This is a genomic window from Azonexus sp. GW821-FHT04F04 (assembly GCF_059420025.1).
Genome location: NZ_JBWKSX010000011.1, coordinates 61,881 through 77,110 on the forward strand (window position 1 = coordinate 61,881; position 15,230 = coordinate 77,110).

General features: G+C 54.6%; 19 protein-coding genes. 8 read left to right on the forward strand and 11 right to left on the reverse strand.

Annotation, left to right across the window (positions count from 1 at the left end; genetic code table 11):
* Nucleotides 1–142: 142 nt before the first annotated feature.
* Nucleotides 143–691: a hypothetical protein gene (locus tag AC07TV_RS18520; RefSeq protein ID WP_494649847.1), complete on the reverse strand. Its 549-nt coding sequence runs from the start codon at nt 689–691 to the stop codon at nt 143–145.
* On the reverse strand, nt 684–1,772 hold the full coding sequence (locus AC07TV_RS18525; protein WP_494649848.1) for a hypothetical protein: 1,089 nt from the start codon (nt 1,770–1,772) through the stop codon (nt 684–686). Before AC07TV_RS18525 ends, AC07TV_RS18520 begins: the two co-directional genes overlap by 8 nt.
* A 110-nt stretch (nt 1,773–1,882) precedes the next feature.
* On the opposite strand from AC07TV_RS18525, the gene AC07TV_RS18530 reads away from it, so the two are divergent.
* The 7 genes from AC07TV_RS18530 (at nt 1,883) to AC07TV_RS18560 (ending at nt 9,461) form a co-directional block, all read left to right on the forward strand.
* A complete protein-coding gene (locus AC07TV_RS18530; RefSeq protein ID WP_494649849.1) occupies nt 1,883–2,983 on the forward strand; it encodes a ParA family protein in 1,101 nt (366 codons plus the stop codon).
* Between the two features lie 2 nt (nt 2,984–2,985).
* The gene (locus AC07TV_RS18535; RefSeq protein WP_494649850.1) at nt 2,986–4,032 is read left to right on the forward strand and encodes a ParB/RepB/Spo0J family partition protein; all 1,047 of its coding nucleotides are present in this window, start codon (nt 2,986–2,988) and stop codon (nt 4,030–4,032) included.
* Nucleotides 4,033–4,141: 109 nt separating this feature from the next.
* Complete coding sequence (locus tag AC07TV_RS18540) at nt 4,142–5,248, forward strand: hypothetical protein (protein WP_494649851.1); 1,107 nt, start codon at nt 4,142–4,144, stop codon at nt 5,246–5,248.
* A gap of 12 nt (nt 5,249–5,260) precedes the next feature.
* On the forward strand, nt 5,261–5,863 hold the full coding sequence (locus AC07TV_RS18545) for a bactofilin family protein (protein WP_494649852.1): 603 nt from the start codon (nt 5,261–5,263) through the stop codon (nt 5,861–5,863).
* A gap of 6 nt (nt 5,864–5,869) precedes the next feature.
* A complete protein-coding gene (locus tag AC07TV_RS18550) occupies nt 5,870–6,715 on the forward strand; it encodes a ParB/RepB/Spo0J family partition protein (RefSeq protein ID WP_494649853.1) in 846 nt (281 codons plus the stop codon).
* A 117-nt stretch (nt 6,716–6,832) separates the two neighbouring features.
* The gene (locus AC07TV_RS18555) at nt 6,833–7,213 is read left to right on the forward strand and encodes a hypothetical protein (RefSeq protein WP_494649854.1); all 381 of its coding nucleotides are present in this window, start codon (nt 6,833–6,835) and stop codon (nt 7,211–7,213) included.
* A gap of 919 nt (nt 7,214–8,132) precedes the next feature.
* On the forward strand, nt 8,133–9,461 hold the full coding sequence (locus tag AC07TV_RS18560; RefSeq protein WP_494649855.1) for a hypothetical protein: 1,329 nt from the start codon (nt 8,133–8,135) through the stop codon (nt 9,459–9,461).
* A 228-nt stretch (nt 9,462–9,689) separates the two neighbouring features.
* On the opposite strand, the gene AC07TV_RS18565 is transcribed toward AC07TV_RS18560, so the two are convergent.
* From AC07TV_RS18565 to AC07TV_RS18585, 5 genes are all read right to left on the reverse strand, one after another.
* Nucleotides 9,690–9,971, reverse strand: a complete 282-nt coding sequence (locus AC07TV_RS18565) for an HU family DNA-binding protein (RefSeq protein WP_494649856.1) — start codon at nt 9,969–9,971, stop codon at nt 9,690–9,692.
* A gap of 33 nt (nt 9,972–10,004) precedes the next feature.
* Nucleotides 10,005–10,535 (reverse strand): VRR-NUC domain-containing protein, encoded by a 531-nt coding sequence (locus AC07TV_RS18570; RefSeq protein WP_494649857.1) that lies wholly within the window; start codon nt 10,533–10,535, stop codon nt 10,005–10,007.
* Nucleotides 10,495–10,989 (reverse strand): hypothetical protein, encoded by a 495-nt coding sequence (locus tag AC07TV_RS18575; protein ID WP_494649858.1) that lies wholly within the window; start codon nt 10,987–10,989, stop codon nt 10,495–10,497. The genes AC07TV_RS18570 and AC07TV_RS18575 overlap by 41 nt, the downstream gene beginning before the upstream one ends.
* A gap of 104 nt (nt 10,990–11,093) precedes the next feature.
* The gene (locus tag AC07TV_RS18580) at nt 11,094–11,474 is read right to left on the reverse strand and encodes a hypothetical protein (RefSeq protein WP_494649859.1); all 381 of its coding nucleotides are present in this window, start codon (nt 11,472–11,474) and stop codon (nt 11,094–11,096) included.
* Nucleotides 11,471–11,953 (reverse strand): uracil-DNA glycosylase family protein, encoded by a 483-nt coding sequence (locus AC07TV_RS18585; RefSeq protein ID WP_494649929.1) that lies wholly within the window; start codon nt 11,951–11,953, stop codon nt 11,471–11,473. The genes AC07TV_RS18580 and AC07TV_RS18585 overlap by 4 nt, the downstream gene beginning before the upstream one ends.
* On the opposite strand from AC07TV_RS18585, the gene AC07TV_RS18590 reads away from it, so the two are divergent.
* Entirely contained in the window at nt 11,879–12,064 is a 186-nt protein-coding gene (locus AC07TV_RS18590) for a hypothetical protein (protein ID WP_494649931.1), read from the forward strand. The two genes, AC07TV_RS18585 and AC07TV_RS18590, sit on opposite strands and share 75 nt — an antisense overlap.
* A 17-nt stretch (nt 12,065–12,081) precedes the next feature.
* On the opposite strand, the gene AC07TV_RS18595 is transcribed toward AC07TV_RS18590, so the two are convergent.
* Genes AC07TV_RS18595 through AC07TV_RS18610 form a run of 4 tightly spaced genes read right to left on the reverse strand, consistent with a single transcriptional unit; the run spans nt 12,082 to nt 15,193 of the window.
* On the reverse strand, nt 12,082–12,393 hold the full coding sequence (locus tag AC07TV_RS18595) for a DUF3846 domain-containing protein (protein WP_494649860.1): 312 nt from the start codon (nt 12,391–12,393) through the stop codon (nt 12,082–12,084).
* A gap of 2 nt (nt 12,394–12,395) precedes the next feature.
* The gene (locus AC07TV_RS18600) at nt 12,396–12,893 is read right to left on the reverse strand and encodes a hypothetical protein (protein WP_494649861.1); all 498 of its coding nucleotides are present in this window, start codon (nt 12,891–12,893) and stop codon (nt 12,396–12,398) included.
* Between the two features lie 57 nt (nt 12,894–12,950).
* Nucleotides 12,951–14,813 carry a site-specific integrase gene (locus AC07TV_RS18605; protein WP_494649862.1) on the reverse strand — a complete coding sequence of 621 codons (1,863 nt, stop codon included), beginning with the start codon at nt 14,811–14,813 and terminating at the stop codon, nt 12,951–12,953.
* On the reverse strand, nt 14,810–15,193 hold the full coding sequence (locus AC07TV_RS18610; RefSeq protein ID WP_494649863.1) for a hypothetical protein: 384 nt from the start codon (nt 15,191–15,193) through the stop codon (nt 14,810–14,812). The genes AC07TV_RS18605 and AC07TV_RS18610 overlap by 4 nt, the downstream gene beginning before the upstream one ends.
* Between the last annotated feature and the right edge of the window lie 37 nt (nt 15,194–15,230).

The following is a 15,230-nucleotide window of genomic DNA, read 5'->3' on the forward strand; positions in this document are numbered from 1 at the left end:
GATCGTAACGATTACCGCAACCCTTCCCCGCCCCTCGCATGCCTGGATTGATCGATACGGCTTGCGAAAGTCCCTGTAGCCCTTCGGAACCCAGCGCAACAGCTCTCCCCGGCTTGATAGGCCGAGGGCTTTGACCACGCGGTCAGCGGTGTTCGCGGACAGGCTGTCGGTCATGATTCCGGCGTGGATTTACTTGCGATAAAAATTCAAGGCGGTAATCATCCGGCAACTCGCGATAGCGGCGCATCAGCGATTTGACGGGCGACGAAACGGAGGACGCTGTGCTTGTGGCTTGTTCGGGATCTGCCATTTCCGCAAGCGCGACTTTTGCATCGCGCTCACCAAGGGCCAGGACGAGAGCCATAACCTCCTCTTTGTTCTCGGGTGTAATGATGCGCGCAGCGATATCCAAAATCCGAAAATTGACGCAGGCTAGCTCAGCCAATTCCGTGTCAGACAACCCTAATTCCAAGACGAATTTTTTTGCGACCCGCATGAATTGCTGAGCGCCGTTTGCCTGGATGCGTTCTTCCTCGAGAAATGAGCTGAAGGATTCTCCCCTGCCCTTCCACAGGGTTTCATTGGATCGAAATACCTCAAGCAGCGTACCAAGCTCGAAGCGAGCCAGGCCAAACTCACGCTGGACTGCTTTCAAGCGCCGGTACAGCACCTCTCCGATTTGGTCAGCCATTTGCCACCACCGCAGTCTTCCGTTCTGCCGTGTGCATCTCGCAGATGCGCTTGGAGAACTGCAATATCAATTGCGCCGTCAGGTGTGGATCATTTTTCAACATCTGGCGAAGCAACATGGTGAGTACCGGGTAGCTGTCTTTGGCTGGAACAGGGACCGCCCTGGGTGCCTGCCCCCTCATGATCATGGTAATGAAAAACTGATTCCCCTGATTGGTCAGCGTCATCGCCTTTTCTTGTTGCCGGCCGTGTCCCTTCAACTCAAGTTTGTCGAGATAGCCAACGAAGAAGCCCAGTACCAATGGCAACTCCGCGGGCGTCAGCATCAACATGATTTTGTCTTGCCAGTTGTAGCCATCGCCGCTCGCCTGTGCGACCTCGATCATCAGCGTTGCCTTGTCTTCCTGTCGAGTCATACATTCGGCAAAACACAGGGCCGCTTTGCCCGCATATACGTGGATGCTTTCACCGTATTGCTTCTTTGCTGCATCACTGTGGCGCTCTTGAGCCTGGCCGCCCGACTTCGCAGTCGTCGGAGGCTCTTGGTGTTGTTTTTCCGGCCTAAGTTCGCGAACATTGTTGGCAGCTTCGCGCCCTTGCAGTTGTTCTTTGTTTATTACATCGGATTGCGGTGATTCGTTAGTTAATGTCGCCACACCAAATCCATCTGCTGAAACACCGTTTTCTTCAATCAAACTCTGAAGATAGGCAAGTGCGGTGCCCTGTTCATTCCTATTGCCGTCGGCCAGCACCATACGAACCGCATTGCGAAACGACCGTCCTTCACGTTTCGCGATGTCGATCAGCGTCACAATTTCAATAGCTCGGTATCCAGTCATTGCTGCGGCAGTTCGCGCATCCGGATGTGCTGCAGCGACTACGTTCCGCACATATTCCAAGATGGTTTCGGAATCGGGCGCCTTGTTGGCAACCTTCGTTACAGCCTCAGAAAACTTCGTTGCTTCAGCCTGGCTTATCGCAAGGTAACCGGCGCGATCAGGTATCGCCAGAGAAAGATGCTTCAGTATTTCTGAAACACCCTCAGCGGTACGCGGCACTTGGAATACTTGTGGCTTGCTCATCTGTTACCTCACTGGTTACCTATTGCGCTAGTCTTTCACAAACACAACCAAAAACAAGTCCGCAAATTCTTCAATCGCCTCTCGTTCCGCGTCACTTTCACCGGTGAAAGTTGGCTCCAGCAGAACAGTCGCCTCGCGAATTCGCCTCGCCGCCTGGATCAATACGGAGCAACACGCCGACCAACATCACCCCCCTGAGCAGTGCCACCACTCAGAAAACAAAACCAAACGAGATGGAGTCAACTTTCACCGGTGAAAGTTGCGATGCTGACAGCACCCGCAACCACCAGCAACCCCACCGAAACACAGTGACGATCACAGCCGCCAAATACAAAGGGTGGCGGCGACTGACAGCTTTCACCGGTGAAAGTCCGGTTCAAAAAAACTTCGGTCACTACAACGACAGCAATTATATTTGCCATCCGTCTAAATACTTCCTATCATTGTTTCCGTGTTTTATTTTCTCGTTTTGTCGTCTTCAACTTTCACCGGTGAAAGTACGAAAGGAAGCCACAATGCAATCCAAGATCATTACTTGCTTCAACCAAAAGGGTGGGTCCGGCAAGACCACGACTGCAGCTCAACTTGCGGACACCTTCGGGCGCCGTGGCTATAGCACCACTGTCGCCGACATCGATACCCAATCTACCGCGTCATTTCTGTGGGGGACTCAGCGCGCTCGGGATCGTGTGGAAACCTTTGTCGCACCTATGGCGCATTTCGGCGAAAAGTATCTGTCTGAACTGTCAGCGCTGTCCGAGCAATCTGATTTGATTTTCATCGACTGCCCCCCGGAACTCAAAGACGACCTGTGCTGGCAATCGCTGGTCGCCGCCGACCTAATCCTGATTCCCGTTCCGCCAAACTTAGGGGATGTCATTTCCTCCATTCAGGCCGGCGAATTCGCAGCCAAAGCACGCGAAGAAAACCCCGCAGTCAAAATCGTCTATTTTGTAAATCAGTTTCGCCGAGGACTGTTCCACACCAAGGCCGTCGAAACCCTGCGGACCAATGCGGCCGAGCCCGTCCTAAATACAGTAATCACCCAACGTGCCGTCTTTGCCGAAGCCCAAGCCCGGCATTGCGCAATTCATTGGCTCGACCCCAATGGAAAAACACCGGCCGCCGCAGAACTGAACGCTCTGGCCGATGAGATCAGCGATCATCTTGGAATTCCCAAGAAGAACGGAAAAGCAAAGGGGAGGGCATAATCATGACTGAAAAAGCCGCTAGTAGAACCTCTCGGCGAGCCCGTGAGGAAGACATGGACACCGCTCCGCTTCCTAGCTTGAAGGACCGCCTCGCGCTGGCAGGTCAAGTGCCAAATCCGTTATCAAAAGCCCCCGCGGTTGTTACCGAGGCGCCTGCGTCGGTGTCTGCGTCCGTCAAAAGCATTCCCCCGACCCAACAACGTACGTCCAGCATCTTGCCCATTGGTGTCCACGAAGGTGAGACCATCTATGCGGTCCCTCTCGATCTAATTGATACCAATCCGTACAACGCGCGTTACATCTACCGCGAAGAGCGGATCAAGGAAATGGCAATCACCCTGGCTGCAGACGGTCAGTTGCAGCCAGCTCTGGCGACCATTCGTAACGGGCGCTACGTACTTGCAGCAGGGCACTATCGCTTCCGTGGCGCCAAGGTGGCCGGTCTTCCGACCTTGAAACTGATTCTCCGGGAGGACATGTCAGACCGTCAGTTGTTCGAACTATCTTACAAAGAAAACAACGAACGCGAAGGACAGTCTGCGCTAGATAATGCTATTTCCTGGTCCCATGCGCTGAAGGACAAACTCTACGCCTCGGAAACCGAACTGGCTGAAGCCAACGCCATCTCCCTGCCTTCAATCAACAAGACCTTGGCTCTTCTGCAACTCCCTGAAGAGACCCTTGAGGAAGTCAAGCAAGCACCCAATGCGTTTGGCCTTTCTGTCCTGTACGAACTGTTGATGTTCTCGAAAGCAGCTACATCAGATAAGACCCTTGAAATGGCAAAGCAGGTTCGCCAGGGCGAGGTAAGTCGCCGTGACATCGAAACAGCGCGAAAGGGGTTGGAGAACCCCAAACATCGCAAACCACGGGAAGGTGCTCGCCAATACCGCATCGTGACCGGCGCCAGCCAAATTGGTACGATCAAAGAATGGGACTCTGGAAAGGTCATGCTGGAAGTGAAGCTAGAGGATCCGACGAAGCGTGCTGAACTGGTGTCAGAACTTTGCAAGCGTTTCGGGCTGGCTCAAGGCGAAACACCCACCTGACCCACCATCGTCTCAGCAGGTAGAAATGATCGGGAAAAATCCGATTTTTAGCTCCGGGCATTACCGGAGCTTTTTTTTTATCGTGTAGGCCTTCGCATTAGGAGGTCTCATGTTCGGACGAAAGCAGCAACCCAAAGATGCAGTCGACGTAAATGATTTCATCGTCAACGACAGCATGCAAGCTGGCATACATATCGATGCCGACCTTGGCTCTCCCGTCCCTTCGGTCGATATCCCGGACGATCAAATCATCGACGCAGATTACGCGGAGCCGACAACCCGAAAGCGACTCAAAACTTCACAGGTTCTCATTCTCGGCGCGGTAGCTGTTTTCGCCGTAGGTGGCGTGGCATCTATCTTTGTCTCACCACAGACGCAGGATCAAGCTCCGGTCGCAGCAGCATCCCAGCCTTCGCAAGCTGCCACCTCACCAGAACCTGCCGCGAAGCTTCCACCTGGACTTGCAGATCCCGATCAAGTACAACCGCCTGCCAACCTTCCCGGCCCGGTTGCCAATGCGCAGGGCAATGTCACTCCGGCGGCACTTGAGCCGGTGGTCAGTCCGGCGGCTCCAGCTGCCGTTCCGGCCACTCTGGCGACTGCGGCTGCCCCTGCTGCGATCGCCGCCAATACCATCGCTTCATCCCCTGCACCGACTAACTCCGCCGTACCCCAGGTCGTCGAGGCGAAGGCTCAGCCAACCCCTGTTGCTCCCGCGTCAACCAATCCGGTTTCTGCTCAGATTGCCGAAGCACAAAAACTCTCACCTGTGACTCAACCGGTGATGCCGGCAGCTCAACCCAAAGCTTCCCCGGTTTCCCCGCAAACCCAAGCCACTTCCAAGCCGGTGCAACCACAAGCAGCTCTCCCCGTACCAGCCACGCCGAAACCTGCGCCTGCGACAGTAAATTCCCAAAATGCCGAGAAGAAAACAGTCCCTCCCGCCAAGACCGTAACGCCGGCTCAAACCAAACAGGTGGCGACGACCGAGCGCGAAAACTCGGAAGAGGGCATTAAGCGCCTGGTCACCACATCAGCGGAGGCGTTTGGGCTGCAGTCGATCCAGGAGGGTGCCATAACCCTCGAAGGGCGTCGCGGGAATGCCCCCCAACGTCTCCATGTTGGCGACCGCTTGCCCTCGGGGGAGCAGATCCTTCGTATTGATGCTCGTTCCATGACCTTGGTAACCGATCGCTCGGTTATCCGCCTGAACTAAGGAGAGACCGCCATGTGGCCATTCAAATCCAACGCACAGTCCATTCATCAACAGGCGACTGCGGTCGCCCCGGTTCCGCAGCCTGCCACTGTCCCCGCCAATACCCCTGTTTCTCGGTCCGTTCCCGTCGTGATGGAACGCCCAGCCCCCCAGTCAATCGACGTGAAGGCGGAAAACATCAAGTCCATCATTGCACAAGGTGAGTTCTTCGAAGGCAACCTGCGCTTTCAACGTGGCATCAAGATTGATGGCCATGTCAAAGGCAACATTGAGTTTGGCCTTACCGACGGCATGTTGGTTGTCAACGACAAAGGTTTGGTGGAAGGCGACATCTACGGACCCCGGGCCATCATCGTTGGCGAGGTCGTCGGCAACATCATGATTTCTGGTCGACTGATCGTTCTCCCCAGCGCCCGGATACATGGCGACATTGCCGCCGGAACGCTGCAACTGCACGAAGGCTCTTCTCTGGATGGTCGAATCTGCACCATCAACGATATGCAGCAGCGCACACATGAACACGAAGCTTCCCAGCAGACTGCCGCTCCAGCAGCAGCTCCGGAAGCTCCAGCCGAGGTACTGCGTTTTGCCATTGGAGCAGGGCAGGGCCGCTAGCAAACGATGAACAATCGCGTTGCTCCCGCTTCCAAAGCAATCCGCTCAACCGCGGATGCTGCCGTTGGTGCGAACGATCGCATCATTGATCTCCCTGTAGACTTGATCAAAACGAGCCCGTATCAAGTGCGGGCCTGTCGAGATCAAGAGCACATCGCAGCGCTTGCGCTATCCATTGACGACAACGATCTAGCAAGCCCAATCCTTGTCCGTCCGATCGGGGATCACGAGGCATACGAACTGGTCTGCGGAGAGAACCGATGGGAAGCACACAAGCTTCTCGGCCGGGAGAAGATCACAGCCATCATTCGTTCTCTCTCTGACGCAGAAGCCGCGAAAATACTGGCCGCAGATAACCTCCAACGCCGTGAATTATCGGACTGGGAGGTTTGCCAAACCATCAACATGCTTCTCGGAAATGGCTTCGCCACGACAGACAATGCCGTGGCTCGAATTCTTGGTCGACCGCGGCCATACATCACGAAGACCAAGGCTTTTAACGATTTGTCCGAAGGTGCTGCCGCATTGGTCGCTGGTTCACCTCTACTATTTGGCACCAGCCTGGCATTCGATCTCAGATCAGCCGGTTACAACAAGAAGCACCCAAGCCTCGTTGAAGAGGCCTTTAGAAAGGTCGTCAGCGGATCCCTCACTCAAGCAGGTGTAATTAGCTGGCTCCGCTCTCGAACAACGCCGGCGACAGCAACCGCACTCAAAGACAGTACGCTCAAAATCAACAACCGAAAGGTCCGGATAACCGTCTACCAAGACACCATCCGAATTTCCTGCAAGGGAATGAACAGCCTCGATATTGAGGCCGGCCTTCAGACTGCTTTGAAAGAACTACTGTAGGTTCGAATTGCACATCATTGTTTTATCGAACTTTTATATTGAACCAGCCCAAGGCACACGAAAGGTGAGTTCTTTTGTGCACGCTCTACGCGGCTGTTGAAGGTTTTCTTTGCCCGGATGGCCCCTGAAATGAAAGCTTGCACAAGACTTCTCACCTATCTCCTACTGGTTGGGATTACCTCTGCCAATGCCGTGACGAGCCGAACAGCGGAAGAGGCCATTGCCCTTCATGAGCAGGTCAAATTCGTCGGAGACGCTTGTGGCGTCAATGTTTCAGAGGCATCGAACTGGAAGCGGATCAAGTATTCCCCAGCATTCTTCTGGTACACCACCCATGTCGCTCTTCATGGCGAACCCACTGACGATCAGAAGCGATTGATCAAAAGCGCATTCAGTTGTTCAGCCCCCATGGGCATCATCGTCGACGAAACCAAGGTTCGTGACGGCCTGGCCAAGCTCAAGCGCCAGGAATCCAGCATTCAAGCGGGTTCTCAATAATTTCCGCTCCTGAAAGGTGAGGCTGTTTGTGCAGTGCAATTCAATCAATTCGATCTGATCGCTGCACAAGATAGCTCACCTTTGCCTGGCTGTATCAGCTAACCAACTGATAACAATACCTTTCCTCGAATAGCGGCGCTCTGGAAGCGCCTGTCCCCCTTTGCGCCCAGGCCCAAAGGTGAGCCTCCTTGTGCATGTTTCACGGTAATTCCGGGGGAAAAGCACATTTAGGCCCCGGCATCCCCTTTAAATCTGGGCCATCCGGGGAATGTGAGTACCCACGTCCACAAACCACGCACAAATGGCCTCACCTTTCACTCTCAGGAGTAGATCCCCATCCCTTGAGCACAATAAGACTCACCTTTGCCTGCAACCGATAACGAAAGGTGAGGATTTCTGTGCAGAAAGATCGGTTCGAACCTTAAATACGCCGTATCTGTGGATAACCTTCCGCCAGGGCCGCACAAAAAGACTCACCAACAGCACAAGTTTTCTCACCAATCCTAGAAGCCTTGAAACACAAGGGTTTCGAGGCCATCCGTGTTTGCACAAAATTCCTCACCTGTTTGCACAAGAACGCTCACCTTTGTCACAAGTTCTCTCACCTACGGCACAACCATTCTCACCTTTGAACTTCACAAGAATTCTCACCTACAGCACAAACAGTCACACCTACAGCACATTGACCCTCACCTTACGAGGTTAAGCTTTTGTTTTAGTGTTGTTTTTTCTTCTCCTGCTGTGCTATTGCTTTATAAAGAAGCTTGCTTAGCTTTTTTTACTTAGGCTTTTTGTAAACCCTAAAACGGATCGTTTACCCGTAGGACAACAGGGAATTCAAAGGTGAGGTTATTTGTGTTGACACTACTCACCTTATGCAGCATTGTGCTGCTCATCTTATTGAGCCGGTTGAGCTGCCATGACTCCAGATGTACCAACTCACCAACTAGCCTTGGCGATGTTTTCTGACTTCGGTATCAACGATGTCAAGATATCGGAGTCACCGGCAGATTTTGGTTTTCAGAAAAGCGACGCTCTGATCAACGTTGCCGATCTAAGCCTGGTCAGCCGACGCGCAATCAATGCGCTTCACTTCATTGCGTCTGAGAATGCTACCAAAGGCATCTGGGATGTAGATCTTGGCTACTTCAAGTGGCTGGCCAACTTTGGCGGATCCCGGAATGACAAACACTTGCGGTTGGCTCTTCGCGAATCTCAGAAGGCCGCTATTCAGGTATCTGTAATCGATGCAGCCGACAGCTCCAAGGATATTTACGCGTCTGTTCCGATGCTAGGCACGTTCGTCATGGCAGGAGGCAGATTGAACTTCAAGCTGCCAGAAGAGATTGCTCGACTTCTCCAGGCTCCGACAGATGCGAGTTATCTTTCTCTTCGCATCGGTGGCGCCTTCACTTCGGCTTACGCCTATTCACTCTACGAGCGTATGCTGCGCGTTCGAGACAAAGGCGAAACTGGCTGGATGTCAGTCGATGCCGTTAAGGACTGGTTCAAGGTAGCGAGCAAGAAATCGCTCCAGGAGTACAAATTCCTCAAGCGAGACGTTCTCAAGGCAGCCATCGATCAAATCAACGAACTTTCCGATATCTTCGTCATCCTCGAGGAAAAGCGGGAAATGCGGCGGGTTACGATGGTGAATTTCTTAGTCCAGCGCAATCCCGCTTTTGCAGCACGATCAAGTCCGTTGGAAACGGAGTTGCAGAAGCTCTACCAGACGTTATCCGAAGAGTTTGGATTGAGCACAAGCGATTTCGATGAAATCATGTCGCGGCGCGAGGTTTACACCAATCGGCGTATTGAGCAGGTCATCGAATTGGTACGCCACCGTCGTATCAAGCAAGATATCAAACGTCCATCGGCTTACTTCATGAAGATGCTCAGAGAAGGCGTAATGCTTTCTCTCACGGAAAAGGAAACGGTTCAGCGAACCGAGAAGAAGGTAGTTGATCAGGTCAAGCGCCAGGAGCAGTTGAACCTTCAACAGGAACTGGGCAATCAGGAGCAGGCCGAGTTCCTGAAGCTTGGAAATGACATTTGGTCAGCACTGGATACAGAGCAGCGTAACGAGCTCTGGCAGAAATACATCCGGTCGTTGCCTGGGAAAGCGGCGCTTCGCAAGGCAAAGTTTGCAGTCGACGTGTCGATCGACGATGCACTGGAGAACGCTGTTGTTCGTGACGGTTTCTTTGCCACCCTGATGTCGACGGCTAAACAAAAGAAACGCGCGTGATGTATGGAGATTGAAGCCCTTCGAGGGAAAACCATAGATGAAGCCGCAATCAAGGAATCCCCGGCCGGAGACGAGGAACTTCATCTGAAACTGACGGATGGCAGCCTATTCGTTGTTGGTGCTTGGCGTAGGGAAGGGCACTGTACCGAGATGATGGTAGAACAGGTTTCTTGACCTGACAGACGTAAAAAAGGCCCGCAAGGGCCTTTTTAATCTGCAGTGGCAAGGTTACTTGCCGGCTTTGACCCGGGCCTTGAACGTAGCGCCAGCGGAAAACTTCGGCGTCACCGATGCCGGAATTTCGAGCGTCGCGCCGGTCTTCGGGTTGCGGCCGGTCTTCGCGGCACGCTTGGCCGACTGGAACGTGCCGAATCCCACCAGGGTTACTTTGTCACCGCTGGCAACCGCCGTGGTGATCTGGTTGATAAACGCATCCAGGATACGACCGCTTTCGGCCTTGGTGCTACCTGCTTCAGCCGCAACCGCATCGATCAGTTCGTTTTTGTTCATGAAAACTCCTAAGTGAAAAAAGTTGATTTCCGGCTAGGGGCGAGCCGGGCGCCATAACGTTGGCAGGGACGACTCATCCCCACCTTCAAGAAACACATGCACGACGGCCATGAACTCGTCCAGTGATCGACAGACGGCGACGAGCCATCCATCGGCAACAAAGGCACTCAGCCAGTCTTTTTGGTCGGGACTTACCGGTCCGTTAGGTGACTTCAACTCGACGGCCAATCCTGCCCAGCGGGAATGTCGACGAGGTAACGTGAGGTCAGGGTAGCCAGGCTTCGTTCCCATCGCCTTGAGCTTTCCAGCCTCTCCCTTTGGCCGTTTGCCACCGTTTGGCACATGGATCATCCAGCGAAGGATAGGGTAACGCCCAGTGCATCGCTGAACCCACTCCATGCAGTTCCGATGTAGATCTTCTTCCGGCGTGGCGCGTTTGATCTTGACCTTTGGGATCTGACCGGTTGCGAGCATTGCACGATACTGCGTTGTACTCATGCGCTCAGGGATCATCGGAGAGGTGCTAGTTTCCACAGGAATGAAGACTCCTGGCACGGTCAGCATCGCTTGCAGCAATCTCGCGCTGAGTTGCTACGAAATCGGCGATCGAATCTAGTACATTGAATCCTTCGCTGGCAACCAATGATGCAAATCCGACTGCGGTCCTGAGTGGGCGAGGGCGGGGCAGCCATGTAATTTCCGCTGACATTCCTCCCTGGTAGCGCTCCAGCTGAATTTCGTCAAAGCAACCATCCATGTCGCACTGAAACCAGCGCGTTCTTGACCAGTGAATTCGTTCACTTGCCGAATAGAGCGCCGTGGTGATGACATAGGGGATGAGCATGTCAGCCGAGCTGGCCACCGAAACACCTGTCCCGAGATCGACGAGCAGCACAACGGCTTGGCCGTCGTGAATCCACAGCAGTGCTTTGCACGAAGCGAGATTCTCACAATCGACAATTTTCGGGATGTGCATCAGATGTTGGAGCGAGATGAGAAGGATGGCGCGGTAGGTCACGAGTCAATAGATTTAAGGTTCCATTGATCATGCTACGGACTGGCGATTGGATTTCTAGGGGCTAAATTGGCGCAATTCAGTCGGTTATTTTTCCAGGCAGCCCACTATAGATTTTCTGCCGACGAATGCTTGATGGAGAAAAAGGTGATCGCTGCAATTTGCCAGACGGTAACGGCTGTCGTCAGGATAGGCTGGCTGGCCAGCATCGTGACGATCGCCATAAAGTCACCGCCCAAACATGCAAGCGCGATCGGAGCCATCAAGGCAGGCCTGCGCTTTGCTGCGAAGATGATGATCCCAATGCCAATGACGGCCAGGACGAAGGCACTGATGAAGTCCCCGATATCCAATGTGCCGCGAATTGTCGTCGTTACGGCAGCGCCGGCAAGCAGTGCGTAGGGGATAGGGCCGCGAGAAGGCAGGCCTGCGCCATTGTGGCGAAAGGTAAAGAGCAATATGAGATGCTGAAGGATGGCACCGATCATTTTGCGAACCCTCCGTTCAATGCAAGCGCAGCGCGTGCTATCTGCTGGCGGCCTATGATGGACCACTTTGTTCCATCTGGGGCGTTTCGATTCCACGACAGCGGGCTTGTATGCACGGTAGGGAAGATTCGCACAGGGAATTGACCAAGCGCATCACGAAGGGCAGGGTGGGCGGCCACCGGATTCGGCCAGCCGTCGTTTGCAGCCGCCTCTGCGATCTTTGCTGACAGCGATCCGCCCCCGAGCAGGGCGGCTGTGGGCAACGCACCGACGGTAACGATTACTCGTGGCGTGGTTCGCAACAGTAGTTCGGCCAGCTTTGGCAAGCAGGCTTCAATTTCAGCCCGGGTTGGTTTCCTGTTATCGGCAGGGCGACAACGGACCAGGTTGCCGCGCCCGTATTGGTGACGCTCGATCCCATGCTCAAGCATGAGTGCATCCAACGTCTTTCCAGCGCGGCCGACAAAACCCTCACCTATACGGTCTTCATCGGCGCCAGGCGCTTCGCCAATGGCAAGCAGGCCATTCTTGGGGCATGGGGTTGGCGCAACGATCTTCGTGCGCGACTGGCAGAGGGCAGGGCAGAGTGAGCAATTTGACATGGGATTCAACACAGGATTTCGGTATAAACCAGAACAGCAGGTCCGGCGATGTAGTCGTCGGGCATGATGGACTCGTTGATCGAAGCCATCATGGTGGCCGTAATGTTCACTTTGTGATCCTGCAGCTTCCCATTGGCGTTCATAACGAGGTGCCGCTCGGCGTTCAACGGAACGGCCTCGATGCTACCACCGACAATTTCACGAAGCAGAAGCAGGCGTGCTTGCGGATCTTCCGGAAGTTGGATCAGTTCGTCCTTTTCCAGCCATAGAGAGTTTTCCGCACGGATAATTTGGGCGACAAGCCGTTCGGGATTCATTATTACACCCCGTCGACAATGGAAAATGATTCGCGGACTGTGGTTGCAAAGCGATGTTTGGTTTCATTGACCAGAGAGGCGGGGAGGTTCAGCCTACCGGCGAATTCATCGACCGACGTGAGCAGATCATCAAGGGTCAGTGCGATGTTGCCAGGCTTGGTCGACCAACCGAGGCGCTTCCCATCGGCAACCGTCTTCCCTGGAGTGAGTAGCGACATGAGCAGCGAAACGAAGGGCATATCGGGTTCCGGCTCCATAAACCAGGCCCAGTACGGCCATGCATTGGCGAGATTGTTGAAGAACTCGCGTACTTCCGGGATCGAATAGATTTCCCGTTTGTCACGGTCGTAGCCCTGAAACATGAAGACCAGCGATCCACGATGGTGAATGGCACGCTCAGCGGTTGCACTCAACTCGGCCAGGACGCCGTAGGCACGGTTGATATTCCCGGCCTCGATGTCTTGGCGCAGCAGGGATAACACAATCAGTTGGTCAATCATTTGAATCTCCGGTCGCGATACGACATTTATATCTGTCGGCTACCGGAAAACCAGTGGCTAAATCGGCCCTTTCCCCCGCTTCTTTGCCATCCATTTGCCAACCTCGGATGCTGCCCGCTTGGTTTCGGACTGCACGTATATCGTGGTGGTGTTGAGGGTGGAATGCCCAAGTATCTTCTGAACCACGTCCAGCGGCATGTCATCGGCCACAGCCTGAGTGCCAAAGGTGTGTCTGAACGCATGGATGCCTGATGTTCTCAGGGTATTGCGTTCCTCGATGCTGAGATCTAGGAGATCATCATCGGCAATGCGTTTCAGCCAACTGGTGACTGAAGTATAAATGCCGTCCGGTGAAAATCCCTTGCCGCTCGTGTGTCCGCTTCCATCCCCATGTTTCGTGAGCGATAGCCCGGTAGGCGGAATAATCACCGGTGACAGTAATGGAATGTCGGACATGCCGAAGCTGAAATCGTCGCCGCGGTCTGTCCAGTGGGCGCGGATGGCGTTTATTTCCCGGTCGCTGGGATAGACGAACCGCCATTTAGACCGCTTGCCCAATACTGCCAGTCGCCAAATCCCAGGTTCCTGCGGGTAGGGCTGCAGATTGCGCCGGTAGGCGAAAGCCGCTTCTTCGCGCCGTAGGCCTGTGTTGCCCAAGAGCAGTACGATGGCACGGAATAATCGGAGCTGGGATGACACCGGTTGGCGGGCGCCAAAGCCCTTGAGGCGGTACCGGGTTCTGACTTCAGCTTCTGGCAAGGCACATAGCTGATCGAGAATTCCACCTTCGTCGGCCAGCTTGTTCCACAGATCGGCCGGCAACGCCTTTTCGATCTGCATTGTGTTGATCTGCTGGTCGACTGCCGGGTCTTTAACGGCTATCCACGGATTTGCGGCCAGATAACGTACGCCGACCAGGTAGTTGAAGAAGGCACGCAAGGCCTGAACGGCGTAGCGTTGCGACTCGGGTGCCGGCGTGCCAGCGAATGGTCGCCAGTCCGGACTTTTGCGCGGCCGTCGTACACCTTGCCAACGCTCTGGCGGGGCGGCGAGAAAATCCTTATACGCTTCGCAGTCATCGACCAGCATGCTTGACAGAGCCTTGCCGCGTTCGCTGATGCACCAGAGTAGGAAACGCTCGATTTCCTTCTGGTAGGACCGATGCGTTTTGTCCTGTCCCCGGTATTTGTACAGGTAGGCTTGCACCGCGTCGTAGTCGTTTCTCGCCGTGATCAGCGGGAATATGTGATGGCGATTCTCCCCCTGGGAACCGTCGAGGTTCTTGGCCAAACGCATGCGTTCGAACGGGACGAGGGCAGTGGTAAAGCGGTCGACGACCACGAAGTCCGAACGCAGCTCGTCTTCGATATCGGAAAGGGCGTGTGGAAGCGAGCCAAGCGTTGCTTCGTAGCGGCGCAGCCAGCGCACAATCGTGTCTGCTTTACCCTTCCCGAGGCAGGCGATCGGTCGGTACCAGCCTCTACCGCGCGCCCGGATAGCCTTCATCAAGTGTTCAAGGGTCTCGATACCATCGGCCTTGAGGCGCTTTGCTGCAACAGGGCGGAACCAAAGAGTAACTGGATCCTTGGGACGCGGCGTTGTCACCGCGGCGTCTGCGGCGCCGACCAGATAGTCGATTGCCGTCTTCGACCAAATAGAGCTTTGCCGGGCGCGCTGCAGGGCCTCTGCTACGTGCGGATTGGAGTCGATCAGGCGACTGATCAGATCGTCGCGCATGTGCTCAAGGAACCGGCCCAGTGCCGCCGGACCTTCGATTTGCCGATCTTCGAGATCGTCCTCGTGGTAGTAGAGCCGTAGGATCGTCTCGCTCTCGATCTTGCACAGGTAGGCGCGCAACGCCGTGAAGTCGACTCTGGTGTAGTGGGTGACCTCGTTGATGGCCTCGACGTGCTGGCTCACGTTTTTTCTCCCTGGTTGCCCTTGGGCTTTACAACGTCGCCCCGGGCGATCCGGCGGTCCACGTAAGCGATCACCTTGGCCAGGTCTGGCTTCGTCTGAGTACGAATCAGCCGATCGGCAGCATTGAAGCTATTCGTGATCTGCAGGGCCTCTTCATCTGTGGGTATGCTGAACTCCTGGATCAGCTTGGCCATGATCAGTTGAGCGCTATCAAATGCTTCCTCGAGTTCGCGCCGGCGCCGATAGTTGGCTAGTGCGCTCGCAATGTTGAAGACGCCTGCGATCGAGTAGAGATACTCCAACTCCAACTGGCCACCGAGAAGCATCTGTAGATGCATGCGAGGCACAACCATAAGGTCGGTTTGTTCGGCAGGCTTCATGAGCTTCGTCGCCTGGCTTCTATTCTTCCAATAGTGC

Bases quoted from the DNA above. Each gene is read 5' to 3' on its own strand.
- AC07TV_RS18600 (WP_494649861.1), bottom strand. From the start codon at position 12,893: ATGATTGACCAACTGATTGTGTTATCCCTGCTGCGCCAAGACATCGAG.
- AC07TV_RS18535 (WP_494649850.1), top strand. From the start codon at position 2,986: ATGACTGAAAAAGCCGCTAGTAGAACCTCTCGGCGAGCCCGTGAGGAA.
- AC07TV_RS18550 (WP_494649853.1), top strand. From the start codon at position 5,870: ATGAACAATCGCGTTGCTCCCGCTTCCAAAGCAATCCGCTCAACCGCG.
- AC07TV_RS18555 (WP_494649854.1), top strand. From the start codon at position 6,833: ATGGCCCCTGAAATGAAAGCTTGCACAAGACTTCTCACCTATCTCCTA.
- AC07TV_RS18525 (WP_494649848.1), bottom strand. From the start codon at position 1,772: ATGAGCAAGCCACAAGTATTCCAAGTGCCGCGTACCGCTGAGGGTGTT.
- AC07TV_RS18545 (WP_494649852.1), top strand. From the start codon at position 5,261: ATGTGGCCATTCAAATCCAACGCACAGTCCATTCATCAACAGGCGACT.
- AC07TV_RS18565 (WP_494649856.1), bottom strand. From the start codon at position 9,971: ATGAACAAAAACGAACTGATCGATGCGGTTGCGGCTGAAGCAGGTAGC.
- AC07TV_RS18595 (WP_494649860.1), bottom strand. From the start codon at position 12,393: ATGAATCCCGAACGGCTTGTCGCCCAAATTATCCGTGCGGAAAACTCT.
- AC07TV_RS18520 (WP_494649847.1), bottom strand. From the start codon at position 691: ATGGCTGACCAAATCGGAGAGGTGCTGTACCGGCGCTTGAAAGCAGTC.
- AC07TV_RS18560 (WP_494649855.1), top strand. From the start codon at position 8,133: ATGACTCCAGATGTACCAACTCACCAACTAGCCTTGGCGATGTTTTCT.
- AC07TV_RS18570 (WP_494649857.1), bottom strand. From the start codon at position 10,535: ATGCTGACCGTGCCAGGAGTCTTCATTCCTGTGGAAACTAGCACCTCT.
- AC07TV_RS18540 (WP_494649851.1), top strand. From the start codon at position 4,142: ATGTTCGGACGAAAGCAGCAACCCAAAGATGCAGTCGACGTAAATGAT.
- AC07TV_RS18610 (WP_494649863.1), bottom strand. From the start codon at position 15,193: ATGAAGCCTGCCGAACAAACCGACCTTATGGTTGTGCCTCGCATGCAT.
- AC07TV_RS18580 (WP_494649859.1), bottom strand. From the start codon at position 11,474: ATGATCGGTGCCATCCTTCAGCATCTCATATTGCTCTTTACCTTTCGC.